This window comes from Streptomyces sp. NPDC025793 (assembly GCF_055558375.1).
Map to the genome: position 1 here is coordinate 54,604 of NZ_JBVHMR010000019.1, position 17,848 is coordinate 72,451.

Annotated in this window: 14 protein-coding genes and 5 pseudogenes; 9 read left to right on the forward strand and 10 right to left on the reverse strand. The window is 65.6% G+C overall.

The annotated features are described in order from the left end of the window. Positions 1-217 precede the first annotated feature (217 nt). Positions 218-526 (reverse strand): helix-turn-helix domain-containing protein, encoded by a 309-nt coding sequence (locus tag ACZ4MF_RS30570; RefSeq protein ID WP_467495143.1) that lies wholly within the window; start codon positions 524-526, stop codon positions 218-220. Positions 527-641: 115 nt separating this feature from the next. Here ACZ4MF_RS30570 and ACZ4MF_RS30575 point away from each other — a divergent pair. The 4 genes and pseudogenes from ACZ4MF_RS30575 to ACZ4MF_RS30590 all read left to right on the forward strand — a co-directional run bounded on the left by ACZ4MF_RS30575 (position 642) and on the right by ACZ4MF_RS30590 (position 2,806). Continuing rightward, positions 642-1,310 (forward strand): annotated as a pseudogene (locus tag ACZ4MF_RS30575) (HAD family hydrolase). Between the two features lie 79 nt (positions 1,311-1,389). After that, positions 1,390-1,745: pseudogene (locus ACZ4MF_RS30580) on the forward strand (IS701 family transposase); the annotation flags it as partial. Between the two features lie 101 nt (positions 1,746-1,846). After that, positions 1,847-2,566, forward strand: coding sequence for a lysophospholipid acyltransferase family protein (locus ACZ4MF_RS30585; protein WP_467495145.1), 720 nt, complete (start codon positions 1,847-1,849; stop codon positions 2,564-2,566). A gap of 42 nt (positions 2,567-2,608) precedes the next feature. Continuing rightward, complete coding sequence (locus ACZ4MF_RS30590; RefSeq protein ID WP_467495147.1) at positions 2,609-2,806, forward strand: DNA methyltransferase; 198 nt, start codon at positions 2,609-2,611, stop codon at positions 2,804-2,806. Positions 2,807-3,027: 221 nt separating this feature from the next. On the opposite strand, the gene ACZ4MF_RS30595 is transcribed toward ACZ4MF_RS30590, so the two are convergent. The 8 genes and pseudogenes from ACZ4MF_RS30595 to ACZ4MF_RS30630 form a co-directional block, all read right to left on the reverse strand. Next, positions 3,028-3,294: a hypothetical protein gene (locus tag ACZ4MF_RS30595; RefSeq protein WP_467495149.1), complete on the reverse strand. Its 267-nt coding sequence runs from the start codon at positions 3,292-3,294 to the stop codon at positions 3,028-3,030. A gap of 413 nt (positions 3,295-3,707) precedes the next feature. Further along, positions 3,708-5,123 carry a DHA2 family efflux MFS transporter permease subunit gene (locus tag ACZ4MF_RS30600; RefSeq protein WP_467495151.1) on the reverse strand — a complete coding sequence of 472 codons (1,416 nt, stop codon included), beginning with the start codon at positions 5,121-5,123 and terminating at the stop codon, positions 3,708-3,710. A 267-nt stretch (positions 5,124-5,390) separates the two neighbouring features. Continuing rightward, on the reverse strand, positions 5,391-7,226 hold the full coding sequence (gene asnB / locus ACZ4MF_RS30605) for an asparagine synthase (glutamine-hydrolyzing) (RefSeq protein ID WP_467495153.1): 1,836 nt from the start codon (positions 7,224-7,226) through the stop codon (positions 5,391-5,393). A 69-nt stretch (positions 7,227-7,295) separates the two neighbouring features. Beyond that, positions 7,296-7,484 carry a ferredoxin gene (locus ACZ4MF_RS30610; protein WP_467495155.1) on the reverse strand — a complete coding sequence of 63 codons (189 nt, stop codon included), beginning with the start codon at positions 7,482-7,484 and terminating at the stop codon, positions 7,296-7,298. 41 nt (positions 7,485-7,525) lie between these two features. Then, positions 7,526-8,746 (reverse strand): cytochrome P450, encoded by a 1,221-nt coding sequence (locus ACZ4MF_RS30615; protein WP_467495157.1) that lies wholly within the window; start codon positions 8,744-8,746, stop codon positions 7,526-7,528. 46 nt (positions 8,747-8,792) lie between these two features. Beyond that, positions 8,793-9,051: pseudogene (locus ACZ4MF_RS30620) on the reverse strand (3-oxoacyl-[acyl-carrier-protein] synthase III C-terminal domain-containing protein). Between the two features lie 205 nt (positions 9,052-9,256). Beyond that, positions 9,257-9,340: pseudogene (locus ACZ4MF_RS30625) on the reverse strand (hypothetical protein); the annotation flags it as partial. A gap of 217 nt (positions 9,341-9,557) precedes the next feature. Continuing rightward, a complete protein-coding gene (locus ACZ4MF_RS30630) occupies positions 9,558-10,319 on the reverse strand; it encodes a thioesterase II family protein (RefSeq protein ID WP_467495159.1) in 762 nt (253 codons plus the stop codon). Between the two features lie 234 nt (positions 10,320-10,553). Here ACZ4MF_RS30630 and ccrA point away from each other — a divergent pair, with 234 nt between their 5' ends. Next, positions 10,554-11,888 (forward strand): crotonyl-CoA carboxylase/reductase, encoded by a 1,335-nt coding sequence (gene ccrA, locus ACZ4MF_RS30635; protein WP_467495161.1) that lies wholly within the window; start codon positions 10,554-10,556, stop codon positions 11,886-11,888. A gap of 40 nt (positions 11,889-11,928) precedes the next feature. Beyond that, entirely contained in the window at positions 11,929-13,674 is a 1,746-nt protein-coding gene (locus ACZ4MF_RS30640) for a 3-hydroxyacyl-CoA dehydrogenase NAD-binding domain-containing protein (RefSeq protein ID WP_467495163.1), read from the forward strand. Positions 13,675-13,682: 8 nt separating this feature from the next. Here ACZ4MF_RS30640 and ACZ4MF_RS30645 read toward each other — a convergent pair whose 3' ends face one another. Then, positions 13,683-16,235, reverse strand: coding sequence for a LuxR C-terminal-related transcriptional regulator (locus ACZ4MF_RS30645; RefSeq protein ID WP_467495165.1), 2,553 nt, complete (start codon positions 16,233-16,235; stop codon positions 13,683-13,685). A 480-nt stretch (positions 16,236-16,715) separates the two neighbouring features. On the opposite strand from ACZ4MF_RS30645, the gene ACZ4MF_RS30650 reads away from it, so the two are divergent. From ACZ4MF_RS30650 to ACZ4MF_RS30660, 3 genes and pseudogenes are all read left to right on the forward strand, one after another. Beyond that, a complete protein-coding gene (locus tag ACZ4MF_RS30650; protein ID WP_467495317.1) occupies positions 16,716-16,967 on the forward strand; it encodes a hypothetical protein in 252 nt (83 codons plus the stop codon). Beyond that, positions 16,960-17,259 (forward strand): annotated as a pseudogene (locus ACZ4MF_RS30655) (beta-ketoacyl synthase N-terminal-like domain-containing protein); the annotation flags it as partial. The gene ACZ4MF_RS30650 and the pseudogene ACZ4MF_RS30655, both read left to right, overlap by 8 nt. 248 nt (positions 17,260-17,507) lie before the next feature. Then, positions 17,508-17,792, forward strand: coding sequence for a hypothetical protein (locus ACZ4MF_RS30660; RefSeq protein ID WP_467495167.1), 285 nt, complete (start codon positions 17,508-17,510; stop codon positions 17,790-17,792). The last annotated feature ends 56 nt before the right edge of the window (positions 17,793-17,848 follow it).

Genomic DNA, 17,848 nt, shown 5'->3' on the forward strand with positions numbered 1-17,848 from the left:
CGCCGGCAATACGACCGCAGCAGGCCGTACAAGTCCGCCGAAGTGCACAGCACTTCGCGGCGGGCCCCGGATTCCTCTCCTGTGCGCTATACGCGGACGGCGCACTCAACGTCAGCGATCAACTGCGAGAGCACCTGCTCGACTTCGCTGAATCGCTCCTCGCTGGTCTGCCAGATCCTCCAGGCTTCTTCAACGCGGTCCCGGAGTTCCGCCGGAGTCACGGCCGCGCCGGCTCGGACTCCCGTGTACCCCTCAAGGCACGAGCGACGCCGGGCACGGTGCTCAGGAGGACGCCGGACTTGGGCGGAGGCTCACCCGAGAGCAGCGCAGAAACAGGCACCCCCAGCTCACGCGCGAGTCGGGCCAGCACATCGGGCGACGGCGTCTTCTTCCCGGTTTCGATCAAGGACAGGTAGCGCTCGGTGATCCCGCACAGGCCTGCGATGGCGGCCTGCGAGCGGTTACCGTTCTTGCGCCTGTAGTGCCTGACCTGCCGCCCGAAGGGCAGCTTCGGTGAATCTACCATCGGCCCTCCCGACTTCCGCCAGGGTAGGGCTGTCTTCCGCGTCGCGGACACTTTCCGCAACGATTGGGGGACTCAGCGCATCCGCTTGGACGTCCAGTTCGAAAGGGCTCGTCGCATGCCACAGCTCGTCTTGTGGGACATCGACCACACACTCATCGACACGCGCGGCGTCGGACGCAGGCTGTCCGCCGCAGCCTTCGAGGAAGTGACCGGACAAGCGATGCGCCAACAAGCCAAGATCGACGGAAGCCGTCATCTTCCGGGAGACCGCCAAGCTCCACGGCCTCACCACCGACCGAGCCGACTTCGAGCGGTTCGCGGCGGCACTCACAGCCCAGCACATCCGGCACGCCGCCGAACTACGCGAGCAAGGTCACGCACTGCCCGGCGCCGCAGCCGCCCTCGACACCCTCGCCGCCGCCGGACTCCGGCAGACTGTCGTCACCGGAAACGTACGCACGTCGCCGAGACCAAGCTCAACGTCTTTGGCCTGGACACCCACATCCACTGGGACGACGGCGCCTACGGCGAGGACGCCGACCTCCGGCCAGAACTCGTGAAACTGGCGCTCACCCGCTCATCCGCCGCGGCCCCGGAGACCGTTCTGATCGGCGACACACCCGCCGACGTCGAGGGCGGTCTCGCCGCCGACGTCCGCATCATCGCCGTCGCCACGGGACGCAGCTCCCCCGAGGAACTGCGCGCGGCGGGTGCCCACGCTGTGATCCCCGACCTGACGTCCGCAGACGGCCTGTTGAAGCTGGTCACAGGGAGTAACCCGTAGGTGCTGCCAACCGATCCCGTCGGAGCTGTGTCACCTGCGGCCAGCCCTTTGTCGCCCGCGGTGGCATGATCCGTCAGATCGCCGCTGGACCGTGGAGGAGACCTTCCAGAGCTCAAAGACCCTGGCCGGACTGGACGAGCACCAGGTCCGCCTCGGGAACTCCTCGCACCGCGGGGCCACCCTCGCCCTGCTCGCCCACGCCTTCCTCGCCGTCACCGCCGCCGTCGAACGACAAGGCCAGGCCCCCGCCGACGACGGAACCAGCCCCGACGGACTGATCGCTCACCTGCAACGATCCAACGCCTGTTCACCGTCCTGCTCCCGCAGCCCGCCCGAGACCTCGCACACCGGCTGCACTGGTCCCTCTGGCGACGACGCCACCAAGCCAGAGCCTGCCGCAGCCACTACCGTCGCCAAGCCGCCCTGCAACCATGAAGATCACATCTCAGGCTTGAGCATTAACCGGCTGAGGGTGTGCCGCTAAAGCCCGCCTTATTTTATGCTGGCCGACAGTGGTCCTCGTGTAGAACGGGTCCATGCGGAGAAAAGTGCAGTCGTCGACTGCAACCGAAGGTGGGCCCGGACGTACTTATGCGTTCGTCGCCGTGATCGTGCGCGGGTTCTTGCGTCTTGTCGCACGGAGGGAATGGCGGGGTGCCCGCCATCTCCCCTGTCAGGGCGGATATATCACAGTGATCAACCACACGTCACATGTGGATCCACTCGTCTATGGGCATTTCCAGTACAAGAACGGCTTGCCGCCCAGATTCCTGATCAAGTCCTCGCTCTTCAGCGTGCCGGTGATCGGTGCCGTCCTGCGGGCCATCGGTCAGATCCCTGTGGAGCGCAACAGCCACCGAGCGGCGGACGCGCTGCAGGCCGCGGCCGAAGCGCTCGAACGCGGGCAGTGCGTGGCCATCTACCCGGAGGGGACCCTCACCACCGACCCCGATCTGTGGCCGGGGCGGCCCAAGACCGGGGCGGCCAGGCTGGCGTTGACCACCGGAGCGCCGGTCGTCCCGGTGGCTCAGTGGGGTTCGCACAAAATCGTTCCTCCTTATGGCAACAGCGGTCGACGCCTGCTGCCGCGCCCCACGCTGGTAGTCGCGGCGGGCCCTCCCGTCGACCTGTCCGACTTCTACGGCGCCGAACTCACGGTGCCGGTGCTGCGCCAGGCCAGCGAACGGATCATGGAAGCGGTGACGGCACTGCTGGAGGAGATTCGGGAGGAGAGGCGGCCGACCCGGGGGGACTGATTCCTTTTCAGCGTTGCGGCTTCATGGTGAGGCCGGTTGCGGTTGACGACATTCAATGGGGCTGCAGCGGCCCTTGGGGGGAGAGCCAAAACGCTCCCGCAGATCGCTGCCCACGCGATCTCCGCCTACACCCGCCCCATCGGCCTGGTCCTCGACCCCATATGCGGTATCGGCACCCCCCTCGTCGAAGCCATCCGCCTCGGCCGCAGTGCCCTCGGCGTCGAATACGAACCGAAGTAGCCCGAACCCGTCCGCCTCAACGCCGCCGTCGTTCCCCACGAAGGCGGCACCGGCACGGTGCACTGCAGCGACGCCCGCAAGCTCGCCGCCCTCATCCCCACAGCCTTTCAGTGCGAGGGGGATCTCGTGGTCACGTCACCGCCGTACGGCTCCACCGTCCGCAGGCAGGTCCGCTCCAGCCGAGAGACCGGCGAACCCAGTGTGGTCAAGAAGGACTACCGCTACACCACGACGCCGCAAATCTCGCCCACGTCGACGCCGACCGGCTCCTGGACTCCTTCGCCGAAATCCTCGCCCACTGCCGCCTCATGCTCCGTCCCGGCGGAACCGCCGTCGTCACCACCCGCCCCTGGCCCGCACGCGGCGAACTCATCGGCCTGTCCTCCGCCGCCCTCGTCGCCGGGAGAGCCGTCGGCTTGATCCGCACCGAACGCGGCGTCGCCCTCCTCGCCGGCATCCGCCTGATCACCCGCCCCTCGTTCTTCCAAATGAAGAACGTTCGCGGGAACCCAGGCGGTGTTGTTACGAACCCGTACGAGAAGAGGTGGCCGCGGCGGCCGCTGAATGAGCCGACCGGCAGCGGAAGACGACCGGCTTCGCCCTCGGACTCGCCGCGGAGCGCGGCGGCACCACCGCGGCAGGCGTGGGGATCGACCCTGTACGGCCCAACTCCTCTCTGCGGTGCCCAGACCAACCTCTACCGCATCACGCGCCGCGTACGCCCAACTGGGGAACGCATCCCGGCTCGCGCTGCGCCGCCGTGCCGAAGCCAGAGGAGCGGGCACCATCACTCGTGCCACGCGTCAACATGCCAGTTCACGGTCTTGACGACGTACCCGAGTCGGAGCGTCCATCGTCGACGCCCGCACCGCAGCACGCCCTCACTGCACTCCGAGACAGATCACACCTTCGGACGGCCAGCCGCCGCGACGTATCTCAGTGTGAGCAGCGCGGCCGTACCGTAACAAACGGCTGTTACGAGAAAGGAGGTGCGTGCTCCCACATACCAGTTGTGTTGATTTGCCAGAACGATGCCAATTACAGCAACCCCGACCAGTCCGCCGAACTGACGGTTCGTGTTGAGCATCGAGCTGGCGATGTTCGCGTGCTCCGTACCCGCGGACTCCATCAGCGCGAAGGTCATGGCCGGCGCACTGACGCCGATACCGAAGTTGGCGATACCAACGGCCGTGGCCAGCATCCAGTACGGCGTGGAGTCAGTGATGCCAAGGAGCGCCGCGGACGCCACGCCCGCGAGGGACAAGGAGGCGATCAGTGGCCGGCGCACGCCCCAGCGAGGGCTATACCGAGCAAATACCAGGTTACCTACCAGCGGCCCAGCCATCATCGGCACCATCTGAAGTCCGGCCAGAAGAGGCGAGGCTCCTCGCGCGTTCTGCAGGAAGAGACCGAGCATGAAGATCCCTCCCATGACCCCGAAGTTGATGAGGAATCCGATGAGGTTGGTCGCGGTGAAACGGGAATCGTGGAAGAGGTCGAGCGGAACGATGGGCGCTGAGCTGCGGCGCTGTTGCAGCATCAGCGCGACGAGAAACACGATGGCTGCCGCGCCCGACAAGAGGACGGGGGGCGACGACCAGCCGAATGAGGGCCCCTCGATCAGCGTGAAGGACAGTGCCACGAGCCCAAGAACTCCCAAAGCGTTGCCCAGAACCTGGGGGCGGACGCGCTGCGCCGGGATCGCGTCGATGTATCGCCTGGTCAACAAGATTCCCGCGATACCGATTGGCAAGTTGAGCATAAAGATGCTGCGCCAGCCGAGCGTGCCGACCAGGACTCCCCCGATCACCGGCCCCAGCGCCGTGAACGTGGACACGATCGCCGTCCACAGACCCACCATGCGTGTCCGCAACTTGGGGTCAGGGAAGGAGTTCGTGAGCAGCGTCAGTGAGGCCGGCATGAACAGGGCGGCTCCCGCCCCCTGTATCACTCTCGCGGTGATCAGCGCCAAGCCGTTTCCGGAGATCCCACACGCGGCTGACGCCACTACGAATACCACCATGCCCTGAAGGTAAACCTTCTTGGCGCCAAAGCGATTTGCCAGCGACCCAGCGAGGAGCAGTAGCGATGCAAAGGTCAGCACATATCCGTCGATTACCCATGTGAGCTCAGAAAAGCTCAGGCGCAACAAAGTTCTGATCTTTGTGCCGGCTATATTTACGACGGTAGTGTCGACCGTCGCCATGACAAACCCGGCCGCGAGAGCAGCCAACTTCAGGCCAGGCCCGCCGCCTGGATCGGATTTCTGGCCGACCGGGCCTTCAGTGGCCCGGGTGCCCGCAGCATCGCTGGACATAGTCTCCTTCTGTCGGATTGATTTCGTCACCTTTCCCACCTACACGTCCCAAGATTCTCCGCAATTCTGCTTCGGTGTATGGGTGGGGAAAGGAGACCCGCCCGACATCACGTCACGAGCACGGTCGTCGTCCGCGCTCACCCCGGGCGGGCTCGGCGAATAGTCGACGAGCGCGACCTCGTCCTGTTTGAACTGCGCAATCAAGGACAATGCTCAGGCCGGGCTCGCCCCGGTCAGCAGGGCAAGCCCAGCCAAAGAACAGCCCGATCAATTGAGCTTCAGCGTCGGGTTCCGCTGCTCGAGCCACGTCGCCAGGTCAAGAGAACGTTCCAGTACCGTCCGCTGCTGGAGGCTGATGGTGTCCTTGTCCGCTTTCATCGCCTCGCTCAGGCGGTCCCGGCTGCACAGTGTCAGTGCCGGGTGGTCACGGGTGAGCAGGTCGGAGACCTGGGACTGAACCGCCGCCAGATACTGCGGGTCGAAGGTACTGGGGTAGCCGCTCTTCTTGCGTTCGACTACGGACTGCGGCAGCAAGTCACGCGTCGCAGCACGCAAAAGACTCTTCTCCCTGCCGTCGAACGCCTTCAGCGACCACGGAGTGTTGAACACGTACTGCACGAGACGGTGGTCACAGAACGGGACACGCACCTCGAGCCCGGCCGCCATGCTCATCCGGTCCTTGCGATCGAGCAAGGGCTGCATTTTCCGCGTCACGTTCAGATAGCAGACCTGGCGCATCCGCCTCTCCAGGCCGGTCTCGCTCTCCTTGAACGGGACCTCCTTCAGGGCGCTGAGATAGTGGTCCTGGACGTAAGTTCTCAGGTCGAGCTGACGTGAGAGGTCGTCGTCCAGGAGGCCGCCCGCCTCGAAGAGGGACCCCTTGCCGGCGAGCCAGGGGAAGGTGTCCGCGTAGCGGAACTTGTCGTCGTGGAACCACGGGTAGCCCCCGAACAACTCGTCCGCCGACTCCCCGGAGAGCGCCACCGTCGACTGCTCACGGACGGCCTTGAAGAGGAGGTAGAGAGAGTTGTCGCGGTCGCCGATCCCGTTGGGGAAGTCCCGTGCGCCGACGGCCGCTTGCCGCACCTTCGGGTCGGCCAGCGCGCTGCCGTGAAGCATGATGTCCCGGTGCGCGCTCCGTACGTGTTCGGCCACCGCGTGCGCGTACGGGGTATCCCGGGTGGGGGCGAGGTCGATCGCCCTGAAGTTCTCCTCCTGGTTGGGGAAGTCCACATTGAAGCTGCGGACCGTCTCCCCCTGCTCCCTGAGCTGCTGGGCCGCGAGGGCGGTGATGACGGAGGAGTCGAGACCGCCGGAGAGCAGCGTGCAGCGGGGTACGTCCGCGACGAGTTGCCGGGCGATGATGTCTTCCAGCAGCTCCCTGACGTGCGCGACGGTCGCCTGCTGATCGTCCGTGTGGTCGCTGACCTCAAGCTGCCAATAGGCGTACTCGCGCAGCCCGTTGATGTCGGTCACCGCGACGTGACCGGGGCGCAGCTCGCGCATCCCCTCCCAGATCGCGTGCCCCGGGGTCTTGGCGAAGGAGAACATCTCCCTCAGCCCGTCCAGGCCGACGACAGCGGAGCAGAGCGGATTCGCCAGGATCGCCTTGGGCTCGGAGCCGAAGAGGATGCCGTCCTCGGTCTCGTAGTAGTAGAAGGGCTTGACGCCGAGCCTGTCCCTGACCATGACGAGCTTCTCGGTGCGTGAGTCCCAGATGGCGAAGGCGAACATGCCGTTCAGGTGCTCGCCGATCGCCTCGCCCCACTCCACATAGCCGCGGAGCACGACCTCGGTGTCCGAGTCGGTGGTGAAACGGTGTCCGCGGCCGCGGAGTTCGTCGCGCAGTTCGGTGTAGTTGTAGGTCTCTCCCGCATAGACCATCACCACTTCGCCGTCTCTGGTGTCCACCCTCATCGGCTGTGCGCCGCCGGGCAGGTCGATGATGGCGAGCCGTCGATGGCCAAGGGCGGCGTGCCGATCCGTCCAGGTGTCTCTTGCGTCAGGGCCGCGACAGGCCATGGTCTCGGTCATGGCATCGAGAACCTGTGACTGCTGCGTCAGATCCCGACGGTACGAAACCCAGCCGGCAATACCGCACATGGAATCGACCCTTCCCTCGAAGATAGTTGCATCAAGTTCAACTTCAGTAATCAGTCGGCCACTTCAGTTTCATTCCACGTGGATCACGTCCGCCGGGCAGACGGCAATGGCATCCTCGACGACATCACGCACTTCGTCGGAAGGCGCGGGGTCCAGAAGGATCACGATCCCGTCGTCGTCCTGGTCGAAAATCTCCGGCGCAGCCAATACGCACTGTCCTGCGCCGCAGCAATATTCCGCGTCGATAGAAATCTTCATGGTTCTCCTCTTCAGGTGCCAGGTCGGCGATTGCTGATCAGTTACCAGGTGACCGGAAGTGCATGGCAGCCATAGACCAACATGTCGCTGCGGAACGGAACCTCCGAGAATTCCACTGCCAGACGCAGCTCTGGAAAGCGGGCCAGCAGCGTGTTCAGAGAAATTTCCAGCTCAGCACGGGCCAAGGATTGACCGAGGCACTGATGCACGCCGTACCCGAAGGCGATGTGACGCTGGGCATTCCGACGCCGAATATCGATCGTATCGGCATCCGGAAATTGCTCAGGGTCACGATTGGCGGAGGCAACAGCACATACGATTCCCTCGCCCGCCTTGATGAGTTGGCCGCCCACTTCGACATCCGCGATCGCGGCCCGCCGCGGCCCGCTGCGCGTGATGCTGTGGAAACGCAGCAGTTCCTCGACGGCTCCCGGCATCAAGGAAGGATCCTCGCGCAGCTCGTCAACTGCCTGCGGATTGCGGAGCAGCGTCAGCGCGCCGAGCCCAATCATGTTCGCGGTGGTCTCGTGCCCGGCGATCAACAGCAGCGTGGCTGTCCCCGTCACCTCTTCTCGGGTCAGCTGTCCTTCGTGCATCTGCGCGCGGACCAGCTCACTGAGGATGTCGTCCCCCGGATCCCTCTCCTTGGCGGCGACTAGGTGGCCCAGGTAGGCACGCAGTTCCTTACGGGCTGTGGTGCGCTCGTCTTCCGTGTTCACCCGAGAGAGCACGGTGGCAGTGACCGACTGGAAGAGGTCCCGGTCCTCATACGGCACGCCAAGCAGCAGGCTGATGACAAGGGACGGAAGCGGGAGTGCAAGGTACCTCACCAAGTCCACGGACCCATCGGGTCCGTCCTTGCGTTTTTGTTCCTCCATCTCATCGCACAGTTGGTCGGTGATCTGCTGGATGCGAGGGCGCAGCGCGGACACGCTCTTCACGGTGAAAGAGGGCGTCAGCATCCTGCGACGGCGCCCGTGCTCAGGAGGGTCGGTACGGATGAGACTGCTGCCTTCACCTGCGGTCACCATTCCGCTTCGAGGAAACCCCGGAGCGTTTGCGTCCGAGCTGAACCGGGGGTCCGCAAGAGCGCTACGGATGTCTGAATAGCGCGTCAGCAGCCACGCCCAGCTCCCGTCGGGCATTGAGACACGGCTGACCGGATGTTCAATACGTAGCTGCGTGTATTCCTGTGGCGGGGAAAACGGGCAGCCCGGCGGAGGCTCGGCAGGCAAAGGGGCAAATTTCTTCAACGCATCCATGTCAGTCCTTACGTCGTTGTTATCCTGGCGCGAACTGGTGATTACTTCAGGGAATCAAGAAAGTTCCCATGGTCATTCCTCCACCGGACCCTGCAAGCATGGCCAGCTGTCCGGCCTTGAGCCGGCCCGAGCCGTACGCATGGTCCAGAGCGAGGAATGGAAGCCGAGCCGGTGTTGCCGTGCCGGGTGACCGGCATGTGCAGGTGCGCATTGGGCAGGCCCAAGCGGCCCCATATGCCCTTGAGCATCGCTCCATTGGCCTGATGCGGGACAAAGCCGGATCTCTTCCGGCGGAACGGACAGATCCGTCAGCACGTCGTGAACGGCACGCGGGAGTTCCCGTGTCACGTAGTCGCGGACCTCACGCCCACGCATGCGGAAACGGTGCCCGCCACGGGCGAGGGTGTCAGGGGAGGACCATTGCCGGCTCCCACCTGCCTCGATGCCGATGAGGTCGAGCAGTCGGGTGTCCGTTGCCACGCTGCCACCGAGGGATCCGCCCACCCCAGTGACCGGCCCGAGTACCACCGCTCCTGCCCCGTCCCCGAAGAGCGGAGCGGTTCGGCGATCCGACGGGTTCGACGACGCGCGAATACACCTCGCTGACGAATCCCGCGTACACGGCGTTCACGTCGAAGGCGGCGGCACGGTCGGCGCCGAGCAGACGCCGAACGACGGCGGCAGTAGGGGGTTGGGGCTGGTCGGGTGTGGGAGTGGCGGCAATGATCCAGGGCAGCCCGGCGGGACGGACCCCCGCGTCGTCCAGGGCTCGACGGCCGGCTTCTTTATACGTACACAACCCCTCGTTTCCTTACCGATGTCCGGCACCGCACAGGGTGCGCTTAATTTCACTGGCGATGTCTTCCTGGCCGTCAACGAGATAGAAATGCCCTCCCGAGAAGACATCCAACTCGAACGATCCCTCCGTATGATCGCCCCAATGGTGCAGTTCACTGACCTCCACCCGTGGATCCGAGAATCCCGTGAAGCCTCGGATGGGGCATTTCAGAATGGGGCCGGGCACATATTTATACGTCTCCGCAGCGTGATAATCGCTGCGAATCGCGGGGAGGAACATCTTGAGTACGTCCGCGTCGCCGAACATATCCGAGCCGGTGCCGTCGAGCGCGCGGATGTCATCGGCTATCTCATCGTCCGAAAGTCGGTGCAGTCCCTTGTCGACGTTACGGTGCGGGGCAGGTCGCCCCGAGACAAAGAGGGCTTCGGGACGATTTCCGCTCGACTGCAACCTCAACCCGACCTCGTAAGCGAGCGTTGCACCCATGCTGTGCCCGAACAAGGCGTAGGGGCCATCGAGTAGCGGGCCCACCGCCTCGACAACACGGTCAGCCATCTCGTGAAGATGCGGAATATTTGCCTCCGACCTACGGTCCTGTCGCCCTGGATACTGCATGGACCACACGTCGATTTCTGGGGACAGCTGCCGCGAGAACGGAAAGAAGAAGCTGGCAGATCCACCTGAATGCGGGAAACAGAGCAGCTGGTATCGCGCCTCAAGTGAAGGGTGAAACCTGCGCACCCAAGCGGTTTCTTTAACGGGCTTGCCAACCACGCTGCCAACTCCAAATCATTCTTCACAATGAACCGGGCGAAGCCTAGCGTTTGCACATGATGCCCGGGTGGCGCGACAGCAGCAATCCCCTACTTTCGCCATGTGGGCCGGTAGGGGGGCAGTTGGTCCGGTCGTCGTCAGTAGGGGATTTCGGCGAGAAGGGAGCCCACCTAATCTCTGGCGAGAAGGGCGTGCACTGCCCCACCTCGCACTCGCCCCCACGGAGGAAACCACGTGAAGGAAATAGTCGATGCCATCGTCTCCACCGAGGCGACGTCCGACGACTACGCGGCGCTGCCGCTCCCGCACAGCTATCGAGGCATCGCCGTCTGCAAGGCCGACATCGGGATGTTCGATGGACTGGACTCGGGGGTGAAGGACCCACGCAAGTCCCTTCACCTCTTGGAAGTCCCGGTGCCCGACCTCGGCCCTGGCGAGGCGCTGGTGGCCGTCATGGCCTCCTCCGTGAACTACAACTCGGTATGGACCTCGATCTTCGAGCCGCTGCCGACCTTCGGCTTCCTGGAGCGCTACGGCAAGCTCAGCGAGCTGACGAAGCGTCACGACCTGTCATACCACATCATCGGCTCCGACCTCGCGGGCGTCGTGCTGCGCACCGGGCCCGGGGTCAACGCCTGGAAGCCGGGTGACGAGGTCGTCGCGCACTGCCTGTCGGTGGAGCTGGAGTCGAGCGACGGGCACAACGACACGATGCTCGACCCCGAGCAGCGCATCTGGGGCTTCGAGACCAACTTCGGCGGCCTCGCCGAGATAGCGCTCGTCAAGTCCAACCAGCTGATGCCGAAGCCCGGTCATCTGTCGTGGGAGGAGGCCGCCGCTCCCGGTCTGGTCAACTCCACCGCCTACCGCCAGCTGGTCTCGCGCAACGGCGCTGGCATGAAGCAGGGCGACAACGTCCTGATCTGGGGCGCGAGCGGCGGACTCGGCTCGTACGCCACGCAGTTGGCGCTCGCCGGCGGCGCCAACCCGATCTGTGTCGTCTCCAGCGAGGGGAAGGCGGACATCTGCCGCTCCATGGGTGCCGAGGCGGTCATCGACCGCAACGCCGAGGACTACCGGTTCTGGAAGAACGAGCACACCCAGGACCCCAAGGAGTGGAAGCGGTTCGGCAAGCGCATCCGTGAACTCACCGGCGGCGAGGACGTCGACATCGTCTTCGAGCACCCCGGCCGCGAGACCTTCGGCGCCTCCGTCTACGTCACCCGCAAGGGCGGCACGATCGTCACCTGCGCCTCGACCTCCGGGTACAACCACGAGTACGACAACCGCTACCTGTGGATGTCCCTCAAGCGCATCATCGGCTCCCACTTCGCCAACTACCGCGAGGCCTGGGAGGCCAACCGCCTCATCGCCAAGGGCAGGATCCACCCGACCCTGTCGAAGGTGTACTCCCTGGAGGAGACCGGCCAGGCCGCCTACGACGTCCACCGCAACCTGCACCAGGGCAAGGTCGGCGTCCTGTGCCTCGCACCCGGGGAAGGTCTCGGCGTGCGCGACGAGGAGATGCGCGCCCAGCACATCGACGCCATCAACCGCTTCCGGCCCTGAATACCCGGGACCGAAGCCGATGAGAACCGGAGGAACGGACATGCAGGACATACTGGGACCCGGCCGTGCCGTCGGGATCGTGGGACTCGGGACGGTCGGCGAAGCGTTGTTGCGCATGGTGGCCGCCACAGGGTGCCCTGTGGTCGGCGTGGACCATGAACCCGATGTCATCGCCAGGGTCGAGCAACGCCTCAAGCACCAAGGCTTCGACGAGACCGGAGAGTCCGCGTCCTGCACGCTGGCCACCGAGATCTCCGCGCTGGCCCACGTCGGTGTCGTCGTGGAGGCGGTCGCCGAGGATGCGGCCGCCAAGCGCGACGTACTTCGCCAGCTGCGTCAGGTCTGTCCACCCGACACCGCAATCGTCACCACGGCATCCTCGCTGCCGCTCTTCCCTCTCACCACTGCCGCGGGGTGTCCCGACCGGATCGCCGGCCTGCGTCTGCTGCGCCCGCCGGCGTCCGGTAGGCGCGCCGAAGTCGTACGCACCTCAGTGACGTCCGACGAAACAGTTGCCGTGGCGGAACGCCTCGCGACGGCCATCGGCCTCGAATGCACCGTTCTCGGGCAACGTGCGAGCAGTTCCGCCGCTCGGCTCGTCTACCCGTACCTCAACCGCGCTGCTGCCATGGTCGCGGAGGGTTTCGCTTCCCCCCGCGACGTCGATACCGCGATGCGGCTCGGTTGCGGACTGCCGTCCGGTCCGTTGGAGCTGATCGACGAGCTGGGCGTGGACGAGGTCCACAGCTACCTGGAGTCTCACTGGAATCGCACGGATAAGGCAGCCTTCCGCCCGGTGCCGCTCCTGACATCGATGCTGCGAAGGGGCATCCTGGGAAGGAAGACCGGCCAGGGCTTCCACGGTTACAACGACCAAGGAGTATCGGGCGAGAAGGCCCCCGTCGAGCGGTGGCGTACTGACTGTGCGTCAACTCATCGTTCGATACGCCACGTTGGTGTGCTCGGCTCCGGCACGATGGCGCGCGGTATCGCGGAGGCATGCGCCACGTCCGGGCTCCGCGTAACGTTGGTGGCTCGTAGCACGGACAAGGCCCGGAGCGCCACGACAGCCATCGAGGCATCGCTGGTCAAGGCGGTGCGTCGGGGCAGGATCACCCCGGCACGGAAGAAAGAGGCGACCGCCGCACTCACCACCGTCGACGACGTCTCGGCGCTCTCCGGCTGCGACCTGGTCATCGAGGCTGTCGCGGAGAATCTCCAGATCAAGCGCAGCGTTTTCGCACAGCTGGGGACTGTTTGTCGCCCTGGTGCGATCTTGGCCACCACTACTTCCAGCCTGTCCGTCGCGGCCTGCACTGCTCCGGCCGACCGCCCCGGAGAGACGGTCGGCCTGCACTTCTTCAACCCTGCGCCAGTGATGAAGCTGGTGGAGCTGGTGCGGACGCCCGACACGGGCGAACACGTGATGGATGCGGGCCGCGAGTTCTGTGCCGACCTCGGTAAGGTCGCCGTGGCCTGTCCCGACCGAGCCGGTTTCATCGTCAACCGCCTCCTCTTCCCCTATCTCGCCGACGCGTTGCGGTCGTTGGACGACGCCGCTCTCGACGTCGGTGCGCTCGACACCGCGGTGGAACGGGGATTCGGATACCCGATGGGGCCGTTCACTCTGCTCGACGCCATCGGTCTCGACGTCTCCCTGGCGATCCTGGAACGTCTGCACGCCGAGTTTCCCGAGGCGGGCTGCGAACCGCCAACCGTTCTCAGGGAACTGGTAAGCGAGGGCTATCTCGGACACAAGGCAGGCCGGGGACTGCGCACAACGTGAGATCTCGTTCAAACCCCCAGCGTGTCTGCTGAGTTCCGTGCCGCGGGGAGTCCTGCACGGCCCCGCACCCCCAGCTTCCGGTAGATGCGGGTCAGATGCTGCTCGACGGTACTGGGGGTGACACCGAGCTGCTCGGCGATCTCCCGATTGGTGAGACCCTCTTGCGCGAGTTGGGCCACGCGTTGTTCGGCCCTGCTCAGCGTATGGTGCTCTTCGGTCACCGCCGACGGCCTCATGCTGGGTCCCGCATCGGCGCCGGCGCTGCGCAATCGGTCATACAGCACCTGCGCCTGGTTGCGCAGCCACGGACTGCCCGTGTCCGGCTGTGCCAGCTCCTCCTCCAAGAGACGCGCCGCCTCGTCCCTGTCACCGAGTTCGGCGAGCGCTTCGGCGGCATAGACCCGCCAGGCTGTGAAGACGGACACCTTGAGCTTCCAGGCGGCCATCAGGTCCCGGCACGCGTAGAAATCGCCGAGCGCCGCTTGGTGACGCCCCGAAGCCAGGTGGAGGCGACCGCGCGCCTGCAAGTAGTGCAGTCCGGGCAGGGACTGGAACATCAACTTGGGAACTGGGGTGCAGAAGCACTCGGCAGCCGCCTCGGGGTCCCCGAGGCCGACGCAGGCGAGAACCTTGGCAGAGAGCGGCAGACCGATGGCCACCCCCCAAGCCGACGGAGGCAGCAGCGTCAGGGCCTGCTCCGCACGGGCCAGCGCAGTCGTGAAATTGCCCAGCCAGCTCTCCAGGGTCGCGCTGGCAGCCAGCAGGATCGCCTGACAGGTGGTCGTGCGCTCCGAGCAGCCCACGACCAACCGGTCGCACCAGTCTGCGGCTCGTTCGAGACGCGCGGCGCGAATGAGCGAAATCAACGCGGCCATCGTCGGTGCCAAGCGTGGTTGATGCGGCACCTGAGCCTGCAGGAGCTGCTCAGCGGCTCCACACGCGTCGTCGGTAGGCCCGTCAGTCAGGAGCGATGCGAGCATCAGCGCTGCATCCCACTGTGGATCCACTGACACGATGCGCCGGCCCGGTTCGTTCGGGGACTCCAGGGGGCTGTGTCGGTAGCGCGCGCCGTTGGCGGGAAAGAAGTACGCGAACCAGACCCGCAATGTGTCCAGGCGGGCCCGCTCGTCCTGGGCCAACTCCTCCCGTACGGCATCGAGGTCGGCGAGGAGAGCGCTGACCTCCTGCGTCCGCCCCGACCACAACAGATACATGCCTAGCAGCAAACTGTGTTCCCAGCTCAGCCTGCCGGCCCGGTGCTCATCAAGCAGATCGGTCAGGTGCCAGCGAACTGCCCCCGGGTCCACTTCCCACTCCGCCTGTGCCAATTCGGCCCGGACCACCGCGCGCGTCGAGCCGTCGACGGACGCGTCGTACGCGGCTCGAAGGAAGGCGATGGCCCGCTGAGCGTCGTGCTCATGCAGTGCCTGCGCGGCCGCCTCCCGCAAGGCAATGACCGCCCAAGGCTCCTGAGCGGTCCGCGCGTGAACCAAATGTCTCGCGACTTCACTTAGTTCAGCGTTGCTCTCGCGCAGTGCCAGTGCGGCGTTTCGATGCAGCCATGTCCGTTCGTCGCTCGGGGTTCCGTCCAGTACCACGTCACGAGCTGCCTCCAGGCGGTAGCGGAGACCGTCGGTGAGGCCGGCTGCCTCCAGGGCATTGCGCGATCGTGCGGCATCACCGGCGGACATACCCAGGTGGTGCAGCAGGCGCTCCACTCGTTCTGCGGTGGCCGACTCTCCAAGGACAGCGAGAGCCCGCGCGGTCCGCAGCCCGTCTTCCGTCATCAGACCATGGATGTACTGAACTGCGAACCGGACCGCGTCGCCACCAGGTGGGGGGGAAACCGCGCCCTGGCCCGCTTCGCCTGATGCACCGGAACTCGACCAGTCCCTCAGAAGCGCGTGCAGCAGAAGAGGGCTCCCCCCGGACGCCCGCCGCCACAGGGACACGGTCCGGTCGCAGACGCCGCTTCCCAGGTGCTCGGCGAGTACTCCTTTGACACACGAAGCGCACATCGAGGCAAGGCGCAATAGCGAGCAGTTGGGATTGCGCATGTACTCAGCGGTCAGTACCGGACTCTGTTGGGGAAGGTCGGAACTCCCGGTGAGGAGGACGAGGACACGCAGTGGAGCCACGCGGTGGATGACGTAGAGCAGGCATCGCAGGGACTCACTGTCGATGTCGTGGACATCATCAACGGTGACGATCAGAGGTGTGGGCTCGGCCACAGCGCAGACGGTGTCGTACACCGCGGCGGCGACCTTGGTCGGCGATTCGCACGCAGCCGTGATCTCGTCCATGGAGTATCCCAAACAAGACAAGAGTTGGGCGACGACGCCCAGCGGGAACGAGCGCTCCGCCACCGATGCCGTAGCACTCAGCACGGTCGCGCCCGCCCGCTCGGCTTGCCCTTTGACGTAGTCGACCACGTCGGTCTTCCCGACCCCAGGGGGACCGAGAACCAGAGCAGCTTGCCCCCTACCGTCACGGGCCTCGCTAAAGAGCCTGTCAAGAAGTTCTTGCGCTCGGCATCGCTCTGCCAACTCCATGACGGACATCGCTCCTTCCAGGGCGGCCTTGTTTCGGCCGCCACACGTACTGCTCACGCAATCAAAACATGCCCGGCGACACCCCCCTACCTCGGTGGCCCTCACGCTGCTGATGCCCGTCCGCCGCGGCGCCGCACGGGGGCTGGCGGTCGGATCAGCCGCGCCTTCTTTGTGCGGAAAATTAGGGGGGAGGAGCCCCCCCTACTCGCCATCGCCCCTGGAATTGGGGGTTCTTGCGGCACGCCTGAGCATTGACTAGCGTGCAAAGCCTCACGGAGTCCCTCTCCTTGGCAGTGCGGTATACGCGTTACACGTCGACGCTTCTTCGGACGCTCTTCCCATTCCCCCCAGATGGGAACTGTCGGAGAAATACCCAGCGCCTACACTGGCTTTGTGGGCCCGGAACCCGACCGGCCGCAGTGAAGGAAGGATGGAACAGTGGACGTATGGGTTACCGGTCTGGGTGCAATGACACCGCTCGGCGTATATATGCCGAGCACGTGGGCAGCAATGCGGAGCGGCGCCGACAGGAATGGATATCTGGAGGACGAATGGGCCCGCGGGCTGCCCGTCCGGATCGCCGGGCGCCTTGCGGTGAGCCCCGCTGACTCCCTGGCGCGAACCGAAGCCTGTCGGATCGACCGTGCGGAGCAGATCGCCCTCGTCGCGTACCGGGAGGCTTGGCAGGACGCGGGCTCCCCGAATCTTCCGTCTGAGCGCCTCACGGTGACCAATGGGTAGCGGCATAGGCGGCGTCACGTCCCTGCCGGCCCAGAACGACACGGTCGAGGCCGGGAGACCGCGGCGGGTCTCACCGCACACCGTGCCCATGGTGATGGCCAACGGCCCGGCCGCGTGGGTCGGCCCGGACCTGGGCGCACACGGCGGCGCCCATGCTCCCGTCGGCGCTTGCGCGTCGGGGGCTGAGGCCATCGCTCTGGGCCTGGACCTCATGCGGGCCGGTCAGGCCGATGTCGCTGTGGCCAGCGACGCGGGAACCGGCGTTTTACCCCTGCCACTCACCGGCTTCGCGCAGATGATGACGCTGTCCACATACAACGACGACCCGGGGCACGCCAGCCGGCCCTTCGACGCCCAGCGCAATTGGCTTTGTCCTTGCCGAGGGTGGCGCGGTCGTCGCCCTAGAGCGAGTCGTCGTCCTAAAGCGAGCAAACACGCGGGCGCCCGCGCTGCTCGCGCCTGCGCGACTGCCCTGGGGTGGGCACCAGTTCAAGTGCCGTCCACATCACCGCCTCGGTTGTGGCGGGACAGGTACGTGCCATGGCCCTGTCGTCAGATGACGCACGGATCACCGGGGAGAACATGGGGCACGTCCATGCCTGCACGACGTCGACACCTCAGGGCGACGCGTGTGAATCCGATGCCATTGCCCAGGGCATCCGTACACACACCGTGGTCACCGCGACGAAATCCATGACCGGCCACATGTTGGGGGCGGCCGGAGCCACGGGCGCGGCCGCGGCGTCCTGGCGCGACGCGACGGCGCTGTCCCGGCGAACCGCAACCTGCGGAAAGTGGGTGCACGCATCGATCTGGATGTGGTGACGGACGAGCCACGCACGGGACCGCTCCGGGCCGCATCGGACAATTCCTTCGGCTTC